This is a genomic window from Frankia sp. AiPs1 (assembly GCF_023716945.1).
Classification (GTDB): domain Bacteria; phylum Actinomycetota; class Actinomycetes; order Frankiales; family Frankiaceae; genus Frankia.
The window spans coordinates 1-12,985 of the sequence record NZ_JAMQQF010000140.1 but is presented as its reverse complement, the minus strand read 5'-3'; the positions used below and the strand labels follow the sequence as shown (position 1 = coordinate 12,985).

Below are 12,985 nucleotides of genomic sequence, written 5' to 3'. Positions count from 1 at the left end.
GGGGGGGGGGGGGGGGGCGGGGGGGGGGGGGGGGGGGGGGGGGGGGGGGGGGTTAGTGGGGCGCGGGGGGTGGGGGGGGGGGGCCCGGCGCGGCCCCCCCCCCCCCCCCCCCCACCACGGCCACCGGCGGTGGCGGCGGCGATCAGGCCACCGCGCAGGGCGGCCGCGTGGCCGTCGCTCCAGCGACCGGGGCGTCCGGGCTGCAGGACGCCGTCACCGACGCCGACAGCGCCTACAAGGCCGGTCAGGACGCGCTGCGCAAGAACCCGCCGGACTTCAACGCCTACGGCCAGGCGCAGACCGACCTCGCCGATGCGCTGAGTCGGCTGCGGGCTCTCGCCAGCCCGCCGACGACCCCGCCGGCCGCGAGCCCCTCGCCGAGCCGCTCGGCCGGACCCACGCCCCGCGGCACCGCCGCCGGCTCCGCGTCGCCGGGAACGACGCCGACCGTCGCTGCTCCCGGGAGCCCCCCGAGTCCCGCGGGTGCCACCGCCAGTCCGCCACAGCAGCCACGGGCAGCACCCTCGTCCGGCTGACCCGGGCGAAACGGGATGATCCGCGCCCTTTGCGATCTTCGTCGAGATTCGCCCAAAATTAGGGCCGCCATCGGTTTGACATCTGCCGGTGGCGGCCCTGTATAGTAAAGACACACACCGACGCGGGGTGGAGCAGCTCGGTAGCTCGCTGGGCTCATAACCCAGAGGTCACAGGTTCAAATCCTGTCCCCGCTACCACCTGAAGAGGCTCCCGGAGAATTCTCCGGGAGCCTCTTCGCATTGCGTCCTGCCGCTCTGTCTTTTGCCAGCTCTGTCTTTTGCCGGCTCGATCTCCTGCGGCGGCCTCCTCCGCTGGGGGAGACCGTCGGGCACCGCGGCTGAGGCCGCCGCCTCCGGTGGCGGTCGTCGTCGGGTGCGTCACATCCGGCGTCGGCACGGCCTTCGGCCCGACGCCGTCATCCCGGGCCGGATCGCGAACATGTCATGTCGAGGCCCGGGTGCGGTTTCAGACCGATAAACCGCACCCAGACCTCGGCTCGACTCCGCAACCGACCGGTGGCGCAGAGCCAAGGGAACGTGCGCCCTGTCAGCACTGCTACGGCTGGCCGGGCGCGGGGTCAGTGCGGGCGGCTCAGCGGGCGCGGCTCAGCGGGTGCGCGGCGTGCGCCAGGGGCTGCTGGGGCGCGCCGCCTCGGCGGCACGGAGCAGGGACTGGGCGAGGCGGCGGGCCTCGTCGGGGTCGAGGTAGGCGGCGGCGAGCGTATCCAGCATGGGCGCATCCAGGCGAAGGAGGATCACCGGAGCCTTACCGGCGCTCGCCGGCGGCTCGGGCCGCACGGTGATCTCGGCCTGGCCAATGCGAGTAACGAGTATGCCGTCCTGCGGGTCATGGTGGACAAGCGCCATGCTCACCCCATCGTGTCTGGGCCGAGTTGTTGTGTCATTGCACTGTTGGACTCTTGTTGGTGCTGCTTGGTTGTTCGGGGAACGGTGTCGGCGGCGTGACTCCGCGTCCGTTCCCCGCTTCTGGCGGCTCATCCGTGGCGACGGGTGCCCATCCGTCGGCTCCGGTTCGGGCATGCCTGTGACCACGGCATATCGCCGTCGTCGTCGCGTTCCGCCGCCACCGGTCGCCGTCCCGTTCGTGCCCCTGAACCTGAAGCCCGCGTCATCTCTGCCCGCCCGCCCTTGTTGCACTGGCGCGTCAGCGCGCTCCCCAGGTGTAGGTCTGTTTCACCAGCCGCAGGTAGACGAACGTCTCCGTGGCGAGCACCTGCGGCAGGGCGCGGATCCGATCGTTGATCAGATCCAGCAGGTGCTCGTCATCCTCGGCGACGATCTCGACGATGAGGTCGAACGAGCCGGCCGTGAGCACGACATAGTCGACCTCGGGAAGATCGGCGATGGTGGCGGCGACCACCCGGGTGTCGCCCGTGACCCGCACGCCGATCATTGCTTCTCGGTGGAAGCCGACCCGCAGCGGATCGGTGACGGCGACGATCTGCATGACGCCGGCGTCGAGCAGCCGCTGGACCCGCTGGCGCACCGCCGCCTCGGACAGCCCGACGGCGGCCGCCATCGCCGCGTACGAACGCCGGCCGTCCTGCTGGAGCTGCTCGATGATGGCCTTGTTGATGTCGTCCAGCAGCCCGTCTGAGGCGGTGCGCTGGCCGGGTGTCCGTCGAGACTGCACCCGGCATCCTCCTCGTCTCGCCCGGCGGTGCGCCGGTCCGATCGCCGGCCGGGGCGTCGGCCGGGGCGTCGGGCCGCGCCGGCCCGGACCGCTCGGAGGGCGTCCCATTGTCATCGTATGGCTACGAGTGCACGAACGGGGAAGCGATACCCGAATCCGCTTTTGTCCGCGGATTCCGTCGCTCAATTGCGAGCCGAGCTACGCTTTCGGTAGTCGCTTGGTTGAAGGGGTGGGTGGACGGTGTCGAATCTGAGCGTTACCGAGGCAAGTGTGACCCAGGCCGCACTTCACGCCAGGGCGGTGGAGCTCACCGATCGGGAGGAGGCCCGTCTGCAGCACCGGACCCGTGGTTCCGAGGGGATGCACGCGCGGGCGGTGCGGTCGATGACGTCGGGGGTGCCCTCGTCCTACCAGAGCCGCGACCCGTGGCCGATCTACCTCACCCACGGCCGCGGTTCGCTCGTCTGGGATGTCGACGGCAACGAGTACGCCGACTTCCACAACGGCTTCGGCTCGATGGTCCAAGGCCACGCCCACCCCGCGATCGTGCGGGCGGTGACCGAGCGGGTCGCCCTCGGCACCCACTTCGCGATGCCGACCGAGGACTCCGTCGTCGTCAGCGAGGAGCTCGCCCGCCGGTTCGGGCTGCCGCAGTGGCGCTACGTCAACTCCGGCTCCGAGGCGACGATGGACGCCATCCGCATCGCCCGTGGGGTCACCGGCCGCGACACGATCATCAAGATCTTCGGCTCGTACCACGGCCACCACGACTACGTGATGGTGTCGATCGGCGCGCCCTACGACGACATCGGCCCGGCCGACAACATGAACTCCCTCGGCTACGGCGCCGGCATCCCGCAGGCCGTCATCGATCTCACCGTGCCCGTCCCGTTCAACGACGCCCCCGCGATGGAACGGCGGATCGAGGCCCTCGCCGCGCAGGGTCGCCTGCCCGCCTGCGTCATCATGGAGGCGGCGATGATGAACCTGGGCGTCGTCCTGCCCGAGCCCGGCTACCTGGCGGCGGTCCGGGAGATCACCGCCCGGCACGGCATCATCCTGATCTTCGATGAGGTCAAGACCGGCCTGTGCGTCGCGGCCGGCGGCGCGACCGAGCGCTTCGGCGTGCGACCCGACATGATCACGCTGGCCAAGGCCCTCGGTGGCGGCCTGCCGTCGGGCGCCATCGGCGCGACCGCGCAGATCATGGAGGTCGTCGCCGCGGACAAGGTCAAGCAGGTCGGCACGTACAACGGCAACCCGCTGACCATGGCCGCCGCCCGCGCGAGCCTGCTCGAGGTGCTCACCCCCGACGCCTACGCCCACCTCGACCGCCTCAACGACCGCCTGATCGCCGGCTGCGACGAGATCCTGGCCCGCCACGGCATCCCCGGTTACACGGTCGGGATCAGCTCCAAGGGCTGCGTGCACTTCACCGACGCCCCCATCCGCGACTACACGTCCTTCATGGCCCACCAGAACGCCGCCCTGCCCGAACTCGCCTGGCTCTACAACGCCAACCGCGGCGTCCTGATGGCCCCCGGCCGCGAGGAGGAGTGGACCCTCTCGGTCCAGCACACCGACGCCGATGTCGACCGCTACCTCGACAGCCTCGACCACCTCACCCGCGACCTCACCGCCTGACCCGCCCGACCCGTCCGGCAATTGCGGTGCGCTCTGCACGGTCTGAGCATCCGAACCATGCGCAGCGCACCGCAACGAGCTCTCCGCACCGCAACCCGCCCGAACCAGCAAGGCGGCCGCCCGTGAACCCGCCCTGCCAACCGGTCTGGATCAACGCCCTGACCTGCACAGTTGCACTACCGCCGAACCGCCGCAAGATCGCGGAATCTCCCCCTCCCATCGGATCCCCTGACCTGCACCTTTACTATGGGGCCACTGATCATCCCTAGAGGGATCGCAACTCGAGCGGGTGGGCGGTGCCGCCGCCGATCACCTGCCACTGATCATCCCTAGAGGGATCGCAACTGGACGAGCGCCTTGTTGTGTGGGCCATTGATCGGCTCGCCGATCATCCCTGGAGGATCGCGACGCGATGTCGCGGTTCCGCGGAACCGCATCGCGCGTCCGCGCGGATCCCCAGGTCCGAGGCGATGATCGTCTGCGGGATTGCGATCGTGCGACCACGCGCTTGCAAGGCGAGCGCTCTGCCGCTCACTGATCGCTTGGCTGGCCCGGGACCGCCAGCCGTGCCAGTGGGGCCGGAGGGAGGGACAGCGAGCCGGAGCAGGGGGTCAGTGGCCGGTGAGGTGGTCGAGGGCGGGGCCGAGGCGGGAGGGGCGGCCGGTGCGGTTCTCGCGGGTGTCGGCGGCGGCGGCGAGCAGGCGGCCGGCGTTGATGCCAAGCCAGCGGGCCGGTTCGGGTTCCCAGGGGCGGCGGTGGTCGACGACCCAGGGCAGGTTCGTGCGGGGGGAGCGCTGGCCGCGGATCAGGTCGGCGAGGGTGCGGCCGGCCAGGGCGGCGGCGGCCACGCCGTCGCCGACGTAGCCGCCAGCCCAGGCCAGGCCGGTGTCGGGGGCGAAACAGACGCCGGGGGTCCAGTCACGCGGCACGCCGAGGGGGCCGCCCCAGCGGTGGGTGATCCGGGCGTTTGCGGCGGCGGGGAACAGGGTGACCAGGGTGCGGCGGAGGCGCTCGAAGACGGCGGGGGAGGAGTCGAAGGCCGGGCTGGTGCGCGAGCCGAAGTGGTACGGCGCGCCGCGACCGCCGAGGACGATCCGGCCGTCCGCGCTGCGCTGGGCGTAGATGAGCAGCCGGCGTCCGTCGGACAGGGTGACCCGGCGGTCCCAGCCGATGTCTGCCCAGACCGACTGCGGCAGCGGTTCCGTGGCGATGATCAGCGAGTAGACGGGGGCGAGGTCGCGGCGCAGGCCGGGCAGGGCGGGGGTGTAGCCCTCGGTGGCCCGCACGACGACGCCTGCCCGGATCTCGCCGTCGGTCAGCACCACCCGGCCGGGCTCGATGCGCTCGGCGGGGGAGCGTTCGAACAACTCGACGCCGTGGCGCTGCGCCGCCGCCGCGAGGCCGCGGACCAGCTTGAGCGGGTGCAGCGCGGCGCACTGCGGATCGAGGATCCCGCCGAGCGCACCGGGCACCCGGACGAGGCGCGCGGCCTGGTCGGCGTCCAGCCAGCGGGGTGCGGAGTCGACGGCGGGAGCGTCCGGGGCGGGCGCGTCCGGGAGGGTTGCCCGTAGGCGGGTGAGCTGGGCGGGGGTGGTGGCGAGTTCGAGGAAGCCGTCCTTGGCGAGGTCGCAGTCGATGCCCTCGGCGCGGCAGACGGCGTCGATGTCGTCGATGGTGTCCGCGAGCGGCCCGCGCATCGCCGGCGCCATCGACTGGACGGGGAACAGCGCCGAGCACCAGCCGCCGTTGCGACCGGACGCGCCGAATCCGGCGGTCTCCCGCTCGACGACGGCCACCCGCAGGGTCGGGTCGTCGCGGCGCAGGTGGTAGGCGGTCCACAGGCCGGTGAAGCCGGCGCCGACGATGGCGACGTCGGCGGTGAGCCGGCCCAGCAGGCGCGGCCGGGGTGCCGGGGCGGGGCCGGCGGTGTCCAGCCACAGGGACGGGACGGCGGCTGCGGCGGCGGGACGTCGGCGGCCCGGCATCGTTTCGACCTGCCTTTCTCCGGGGCCGTGCGCCCTCCGCTGGACCGGGCGCGGGTAGCGTGTTTCCGTGGCGTCACGGTCTTTTGTTCACGCTATCCGTGGCCTCAAGTTCGTGGAACCATCGTAATCGTTGTAGCGACATGTCCGACGGTCGGACGGGTCGACGGTCGGGGGACCATCAGCCTTAGGAGAGACGTATGGACGCGATCCTCGCCAACTTCGTCGGCGGTGTCTCCAGTCAGACCGTCGAGGGCGAGACGATGTCGATTCTGAACCCGTCGACCGGCGAGCTGTTTGCCGAGTCCCCGCGGTCGGGTCCCGCCGACGTCGACGCCGCCGTCCGCGCCGCGTCGACGGCGTTCGAGACCTGGCGCGACACCACCCCGGCCGAGCGTTCCCGGGCGCTGCTGCGCCTGGCGGACGCGCTGGAGGAACGCGCCGACGAGGTCGCCGCGGTGGAGAGCGCCAACACCGGCAAACCGCTACAGCTCACCGTGGACGAGGAGGTCGGGCCGTCCGCCGACCAGATCCGCTTCTTCGCCGGGGCCGCGCGGCTGCTGGAGGGCCGGGCCGCCGGGGAGTACCTCGCCGGGCACACCAGCTTCGTGCGCCGGGAACCCGTCGGGGTCTGCGCGCAGGTCACGCCGTGGAACTACCCGCTGATGATGGCGGTGTGGAAGATCGCGCCGGCGATCGCGGCCGGTAACACGGTCATCCTCAAGCCATCGGACACGACCCCGGCGTCCAGTCTGCTGCTCGCCGAGATCGCCGCCGAGTTCCTCCCGCCCGGCGTGCTCAACGTCGTCTGCGGGGACCGGGACACCGGGCGGGCGCTGGTCGCGCACCCGGGGCCGGCGATGGTGTCGGTGACCGGCAGCGTGCGGGCCGGCATGGAGGTGGCGCGGGCGGCGGCGGACTCGCTCAAGCGGGTGCATCTGGAGCTTGGCGGGAAGGCACCGGTCATCGTCTTCGACGACGTGGACCCGGCCGCCGTGGCCGCGGAGATCGCCGGAGCCGCCTACTTCAACGCCGGCCAGGACTGCACCGCGGCGACCCGGGTGCTGGCCGCGCCGGGGATCCATGACGATCTTGCCGCCGCGTTGGCCGAGGCGGCCCGGGGTACCGCGACGGGCTCGCCGGACGAGACCGACGTCGACTACGGCCCGTTGAACAGCGCCGGCCAGCTCGACCGGGTGGGCGGGTTCGTCCAGCGGGCGCCGGGGCACGCCGAGGTACTTGCCGGCGGTGCGGCCCTCGACCGGCCCGGCTACTTCTACCCCGCCACGGTCGTCGCCGGCCTGCGCCAGGACGACGAACTCATCCAGTCGGAGGTCTTCGGCCCGGTCATCACGATGCAGCGGTTCGACTCGGAGGACACCGCGGTGGCCTGGGCCAACGGTGTGGAGTACGGCCTGGCCTCCAGCGTCTGGACGCGCGATCACGGCCGGGCCATGCGGGTCGCGCGGCGCCTGGACTTCGGCTGCGTGTGGATCAATACTCACATTTCGATCGTCGCGGAGATGCCGCACGGTGGATTCAAGAAGAGCGGTTACGGCAAGGATCTGTCCGTGTACGGCCTGGAGGACTACACCAGGATCAAGCACGTGATGAGCAACATTGAGTTCTAGGCTGGGGTGGCCATGACCCACGGTGCGCCGAGTGCGGGGGCTGGCGGGCTGACCCCGCGGTTCGTCACGGTCCACGGGTATCGGCGCTGTTACCTGCGCGCCGGCCGGGGACCGGTGCTGCTGCTGATCCATGGCATCGGGGACAACGCCCGCACCTGGGCGCCGATCATTGGCGAGCTCGCGCGCCGCCACACGGTGATAGCCCCCGACCTGCTCGGGCACGGGGATTCGGACAAGCCGCGCGGTGACTACTCGGTGGCCGGCTATGCCTGCGGCATGCGTGACCTGCTCACGGTGCTCGGCATCGAGCGGGCGACGGTAGTCGGGCATTCGCTCGGTGGCGGGGTCGCGATGCAGTTCGCCTACCAGTTCCCGGAGCGCTGCGAGCGGCTCGTCCTGGTGGCCACCGGCGGGGTCGGGCCGGATCTGCACCCGGCGCTTCGGGCTGCGGCGTTGCCGGGCGCAGGCGCGGTGATGTCGCTGCTGGGCGTCCCGCCGGTGCGCTTTGCCGGCTGGGCCGGGTTGCGGGCGCTGCGGCTGCTGCATACCGCCGTGGGCCGCGATGCCGAGGACATTCTGCATGTCTGCGACTCGCTCGGGGTGCCCACGGCGCGGACGGCCTTCCTGCGGACGCTGCGATCCGTTGTCGACGCCCACGGTCAGGCCATCACGATGCTCGACCGCTGCTATCTGGCCGCCGGGATGCCATCGCTGATCGTCTGGGGCGACCGGGACGCGGTGATCCCGGTCGATCATGCCCGGATCGCGCATGCGGCCATGCCCGGAAGCCGACTGGAGATCTTCGCCGGTGCCGGGCATTTCCCCCATCACAGTGATCCCGTGCGCTTCCGGCGGGTTCTCGAGGATTTCCTGGCCACGACCAGGCCGGCGAGCCACTCGCCGCGCCAGTGGCGGATGATGCTGCGCGAACACGGCCGGGAGGCGTACACCCCCCGGCCGGCGGACGACCCAGGGACCTCGACCCCGAGTCCGCCCGTGGCGGTCGCCCCAGCCTTCACCGGGAGCAGCACCACCGCGAAGAGCGGCGTCACCTCGAAGTACATCGTTACCGAGAGCGCCACCACCGCCGAGTCCCCCCATCCGGGGGCGTCGCGTCCGGGGGCGTCGCGGGTGGGCAGGCGGCTGCCGGGGGAGACTCGCCGGAGCGGGCCGCGTGATCCGGGCGCACCCGTCGGCTGAGGGCCGGCGGGTGCGGTATCAGGCCGTTTCGGGTTCGGCCCGGCCGACGTCGGGTGCCGCGGTTCGGTCTATGCCGCCGCGGCCGCGGCTGGCCGGCTAAGTGGCGGGTGGGCCGGAAGACCCCCGGACAGATGTGGTCATGCCTTCTCGCCTGAACCGCTCTCCTCGACGCTCTTCGTCACCAGGAAGTTCCCGGGGTCGACAGAGATCCTGCCCACTCGTACCTTGTGCATGACCGCCTGTTCGGGCCACCCGGCGTTCGGATGATGCACAGCCTTCGGCGCGGGTCTGCATTAACAGGTCGCCACCCGCTATCGTGGAGTTCAACGGGCAGGCCGACGTCAATATGGCCTATCCTTGGTTGCGTAACATCAAAGTCCTCAAATCTCGGAGGTCCACCCTTGGCACGCCGTGCACGACTCAGCTGGCCGCAGGAACGGCATCAGGCGAGTGAAGTGGTTGTCAGCCGGGTTGACCCCGGGCGGGGCTGGACGCTGGAGCAGGCCCGCGACCTGGTGCGACAGGGATACTCCGTCGAGCATGTGGCGGAACGCACCGGGTTTCCGGAGCAGATGCTGAAAGTCGCCGAGGAGGACTGAGCGCAGTCGGCCGTCATCCCGGTGTCAGGAAAGTGCCACGGTGAGCCATGGTCGCCCACCGTCGCCGGCCGCGCGGTTATCGCTTCTGCGGGCCAATCCATCGGGCCGATCGGCCGATCTTTCGTGGCCACTCTCCGTCGGTAGTCCCGATAGCTACCTCAAGCTAACCTAACAGTCGTCGATATGACAGTGCGCCGGAGCCGGGTCACGCTGCGCACAACGCAATCGTCGGCTTCGTCGGCTTCGTCAGCCAATTCGTCCGGTGTGCCGCCCGCGCTTCCGACTCATCCGCTGGTCCGGCGCTATCTCGCGGCGGAACCGGTGACCCGCACCAGCCGCGCCAGATGGTCGCTGTAGACCGCGTCCAGGCCGTATCCGGCCAGGCGTGCCAGGGTGCCGGTACTCTGCGCATCCCAGCCGAACGCGGCGATACCGAGGTCGTGCAGAACGCCGACGTTCCCGGCCCGTGGTGGCGTCCATTCCCGGGTCCGTAGGTTCAGCGCGGCCACGCCGGCGGCGCGCAGCCGCCCGCCGTAGGCGCTGACCCCGCCACCGTCCATGACCGTGCGCATCGACGTGGAATTCACCAGGCGCACGTCCAGGTCACGATCCCGGAAAGCGGCGAGCTCCGGGAGGTTCCCGCACAGCCACAGCCGGCGGGCCGCCGAGCTTCCGCCCGCCTGCCGGGCCACGGCGACCACGGCGTCCGCCGCCGGCGCCCAGCCGCCGGGCGGACCCTTCAGATCGAGGCTGAACTCGAACGACGTGCCGAGTTCGGCGTAGAACGCGGCCAGCGACGGCACCCAGCCGGGCAGCCGGTCGGCGGTCAGATCGCTGATCCGCCGCCGCCGGCCGGGCGGTCCGAGCGCCCCGTCGTGGTGCAGCACCGGCACCCCGTCCGCGGTCAGCCAGGCGTCCGACTCCAACCCGCTGGCCCCGCCCGCCAACGCACGCCGGAACGCGGGCAGGGTGTTCTCCCGTTGGTGCGGGGCCGGCGCCCCGCGGTGCGCGAAGCCGATCACCGGCCGCCACTCATCTCGTTGAGGCCACGCACTCGTTGAGGCTACGTATGGGCGCCGTGGCCTGATTGGGGACTCGGTGGTTGAACGAACTCGGTGGTTGAAGGGTCGCAGGGGTTGAAGAAGCTCAGCGGTTGAAGGAACGCAACGCGACGTCGTGCAGGTGGCCGTTGGTCGTCAGCACGGTGCCGTGGCCAGGGCCACGGCGGCCGGTCAGGTCGGTGAACCGGCCGCCGGCCTCCTCGACGATGACCTGCAGCGCCGCCATGTCCCACAGGGACACCTCGGGCTCGCAGGCGAGGTCCACCGCGCCCTCGGCGACCATCATGTGCGACCAGAAGTCGCCGTAGGCCCGGGTCCGCCAGACCTGGTCGGCAAGGTGCAGGAACTGGTCGAGCCGGTCCGCGGTCCGCCATCCCTCCACCGAGGCGAAGGACATGAACGCATCCCCCAGCCGGCCGACCGAGGAGACCTTGAGCCCCCGGGTGTCGCCGGTGGCATCCCGGGTGAACGCGCCGGTGCCCCGGGCTCCCCACCAGCGCCGGCTCATCGCGGGTGCGCTTGCCACGCCGACGACCATCTGGCCGTCCACCTCCAGGCCGAGCAGAGTGCCCCAGACCGGCACGCCGCGCACGAAGTTCTTCGTCCCGTCGACCGGGTCGAGGATCCAGCGCCGCCGGGCGCCCCCGCCGACGAGCCCCTCCTCCTCACCGAGGACGGCGTCCCCCGGCCGGGCGACGGCGAGCCTTTCCCGGATCATGGATTCGACGGCGGTGTCGGCGTCGGAGACCGGCGTGTTATCCGGCTTGGATTCAACGTGCAGATCGACGGCTTGGAAACGGGAAAGAGTAATCCGATCTGCGGCGTCCGCGAGACTCAGCGCGAGCGCGAGATCGTCGGCGACGGCGACGGCGTCGATGTCCTCGGTCGATTCGGTGCCCACGGAGGTGGGGTTAGGCGGGGTCACGTCTGCGAGACTACGAGCCGAGCCCCCTGGCGCGTCGGTGACGCGGACGGCGGGCCCCGCGTGGCGGGAAGAGTGTGACGAATCTCGCGATCTGCATTCTCATAGGGGCGTTCCGCGGGCCGCGAGTAGTCGGCGAAGGCTGACGAGCCGGGCGGCGTCGGCCGTCCCGTCGCGCACCGCTGAATCCAGCGCGCAGTCAGGCGACGGGGCGAGATGCTCGCAGCCGGGCTGGCAGTGCTCGGCCGCGGCGGCGAGGTCGGAGAAGGCCCGCAGCACCCGGTTCGGCGCCACCGCCCCGAGGCCGAACGACCGCACCCCCGGCGTGTCGATCACCGTGCCGCCCCCCGGGAGCAGCAGCGCCACGGCTGCCGACGACGTGTGCCGCCCACGGCCCGTCACGGCGTTGACCTCGCCGATCGCCCGGTCCGCGGCCGGCACCAGCCGGTTGACCAGGCTGGACTTCCCGACCCCGCTGTGGCCGAAGAACACGCTGACCCGGTCGGTCAGCAACGCCAGCAGCGGGTCGAGGTCGCAGTCCGGCCGGGTCGTCAGCACCGGGAACCCCAACGGCCGGTACAGCTCGATCAGCGGCGCGGGGTCGGCCAGGTCGGTCTTGGTCAGGCACAGCACCGGGGACAGCCCGCCGTCGTAGGCGGCGACCAGGCAACGGTCGATCAGGCCCGGCCGCGGCACGGGATCGGTCACCGAGCAGACGACGACCAGGATGTCGGCGTTCGCGACGATCGGCCGCTCCGCGGGGTCGGTGTCGTCGGGTGTGCGGCGCAGGACACTCGTGCGCTCCTCGCGGCGGACCAGTCGGGCCAGCGCCCCGGATGTCCCCGAGACGTCGCCGACCAGCGCGACCCGGTCCCCGACGACCACCGACGTGCGGCGCATCGAGCCGCCGCGCACCGCGGCGACCAGCCGCTGCGGCGTCGGGCCCGGCCGGCAGGTGTAGCGACCACGGTCGACGCCGACGACCACCGCCGGCACCGCCTCGGCATGGTCGGGTCGCTCCCGGGTCCGGGGACGCGAGCTGCGCCCCGGTCGCACCCGGACATCGTCCTCGTCCAGTTCGCGAGCCATCGGCTAGCCCACAGCCCGCTCAGCCGCGCCGCTCATCTCGCCGCCGCTCATCTCGCCGCCGCTCATCCGGCCAGCATCGCCGTCCACATGCGGGGGAAGTCCGGCACCGTTTTGCCGGTCGTCGAGATGTCGTCGATGGCGATCCCCGGCACGACCAGGCCCACCACCGCGTACGCCATCGCCAGCCGATGGTCGGCCCGTGGGTCGAGGCGCCCGCCGCGCAGAGGCGCGGGCTCGATCGCCAGCCCGTCGTCGGTCACCGTGATCCGTGCGCCGAGACTGCCGAGCTCCTGGGCGAGGGCGACGAGCCGGTCGGTCTCCTGCAGGCGAAGATGCGCGATGCCGCGCAGCCGGGACGGCGAGTCGGCCAGGACGGCGAGGGCGGTCAGAACGGGCGCGGCCTCCCCGAAGTCACCGAGGTCGACGTCGATCCCGTGGATCCCGCTGCCGCCGCTGACCGCCAGGCCCGCCGCGGTGCGCTCCGTCGTGGCGCCCATCGCCGCCAGCAGCGTGGGGAGCATCCGGCCGGGCTGCTCCGTCGCCTCCGGCCAGTCCGGCACCACCACCCGCCCCCCGGTGGCGAGCGCGGCCGCGAGGAAGGCCGCGGCGCTGTTCATGTCCGGCTCGATGGCCCGGTCGGCGGCGGTGAGCTCGCCCGGCTCGACCC

At 71.9% G+C, this 12,985-nt stretch carries 12 protein-coding genes and 1 tRNA gene; 6 read left to right on the top strand and 7 right to left on the bottom strand.

Annotated elements, in window-relative coordinates; genetic code table 11:
- Positions 1-167 precede the first annotated feature (167 nt).
- Positions 168-536, top strand: coding sequence for a hypothetical protein (locus ND748_RS14680; RefSeq protein WP_251746368.1), 369 nt, complete (start codon positions 168-170; stop codon positions 534-536).
- Positions 537-657: 121 nt separating this feature from the next.
- Positions 658-734 (top strand) — tRNA-Met (locus ND748_RS14675).
- Positions 735-1,142: 408 nt separating this feature from the next.
- Here ND748_RS14675 and ND748_RS14670 read toward each other — a convergent pair.
- Together ND748_RS14670 and ND748_RS14665 are read right to left on the bottom strand one after the other, a co-directional pair.
- Positions 1,143-1,403, bottom strand: coding sequence for a hypothetical protein (locus ND748_RS14670; protein ID WP_251746367.1), 261 nt, complete (start codon positions 1,401-1,403; stop codon positions 1,143-1,145).
- Between the two features lie 298 nt (positions 1,404-1,701).
- Complete coding sequence (locus ND748_RS14665; RefSeq protein ID WP_251746366.1) at positions 1,702-2,190, bottom strand: Lrp/AsnC family transcriptional regulator; 489 nt, start codon at positions 2,188-2,190, stop codon at positions 1,702-1,704.
- Between the two features lie 240 nt (positions 2,191-2,430).
- On the opposite strand from ND748_RS14665, the gene ND748_RS14660 reads away from it, so the two are divergent.
- Positions 2,431-3,834, top strand: coding sequence for an aspartate aminotransferase family protein (locus tag ND748_RS14660; RefSeq protein ID WP_251746365.1), 1,404 nt, complete (start codon positions 2,431-2,433; stop codon positions 3,832-3,834).
- Positions 3,835-4,445: 611 nt separating this feature from the next.
- On the opposite strand, the gene ND748_RS14655 is transcribed toward ND748_RS14660, so the two are convergent.
- A complete protein-coding gene (locus tag ND748_RS14655) occupies positions 4,446-5,819 on the bottom strand; it encodes an FAD-binding oxidoreductase (RefSeq protein ID WP_251746364.1) in 1,374 nt (457 codons plus the stop codon).
- A gap of 197 nt (positions 5,820-6,016) precedes the next feature.
- On the opposite strand from ND748_RS14655, the gene ND748_RS14650 reads away from it, so the two are divergent.
- From ND748_RS14650 to ND748_RS14640, 3 genes are all read left to right on the top strand, one after another.
- Positions 6,017-7,447 (top strand): gamma-aminobutyraldehyde dehydrogenase, encoded by a 1,431-nt coding sequence (locus ND748_RS14650; protein WP_251746363.1) that lies wholly within the window; start codon positions 6,017-6,019, stop codon positions 7,445-7,447.
- Positions 7,448-7,459: 12 nt separating this feature from the next.
- The gene (locus ND748_RS14645) at positions 7,460-8,647 is read left to right on the top strand and encodes an alpha/beta fold hydrolase (protein WP_251746362.1); all 1,188 of its coding nucleotides are present in this window, start codon (positions 7,460-7,462) and stop codon (positions 8,645-8,647) included.
- Between the two features lie 455 nt (positions 8,648-9,102).
- Entirely contained in the window at positions 9,103-9,246 is a 144-nt protein-coding gene (locus ND748_RS14640; protein ID WP_235487522.1) for a hypothetical protein, read from the top strand.
- A gap of 302 nt (positions 9,247-9,548) precedes the next feature.
- Here the strand turns inward: ND748_RS14640 and ND748_RS14635 are convergent, their stop codons facing one another.
- From ND748_RS14635 to ND748_RS14620, 4 genes are all read right to left on the bottom strand, one after another.
- Positions 9,549-10,268 (bottom strand): glycerophosphodiester phosphodiesterase, encoded by a 720-nt coding sequence (locus ND748_RS14635; RefSeq protein ID WP_251746361.1) that lies wholly within the window; start codon positions 10,266-10,268, stop codon positions 9,549-9,551.
- A 124-nt stretch (positions 10,269-10,392) separates the two neighbouring features.
- Positions 10,393-11,232: a histidinol-phosphatase gene (gene hisN, locus ND748_RS14630; RefSeq protein WP_374215926.1), complete on the bottom strand. Its 840-nt coding sequence runs from the start codon at positions 11,230-11,232 to the stop codon at positions 10,393-10,395.
- 99 nt (positions 11,233-11,331) lie between these two features.
- Complete coding sequence (rsgA, locus tag ND748_RS14625; RefSeq protein WP_251746359.1) at positions 11,332-12,318, bottom strand: ribosome small subunit-dependent GTPase A; 987 nt, start codon at positions 12,316-12,318, stop codon at positions 11,332-11,334.
- A gap of 62 nt (positions 12,319-12,380) precedes the next feature.
- Positions 12,381-12,985, bottom strand: a 605-nt coding sequence (locus tag ND748_RS14620) for a 3-phosphoshikimate 1-carboxyvinyltransferase (protein WP_374215925.1), incomplete at its 5' end; no start/stop codon positions are given.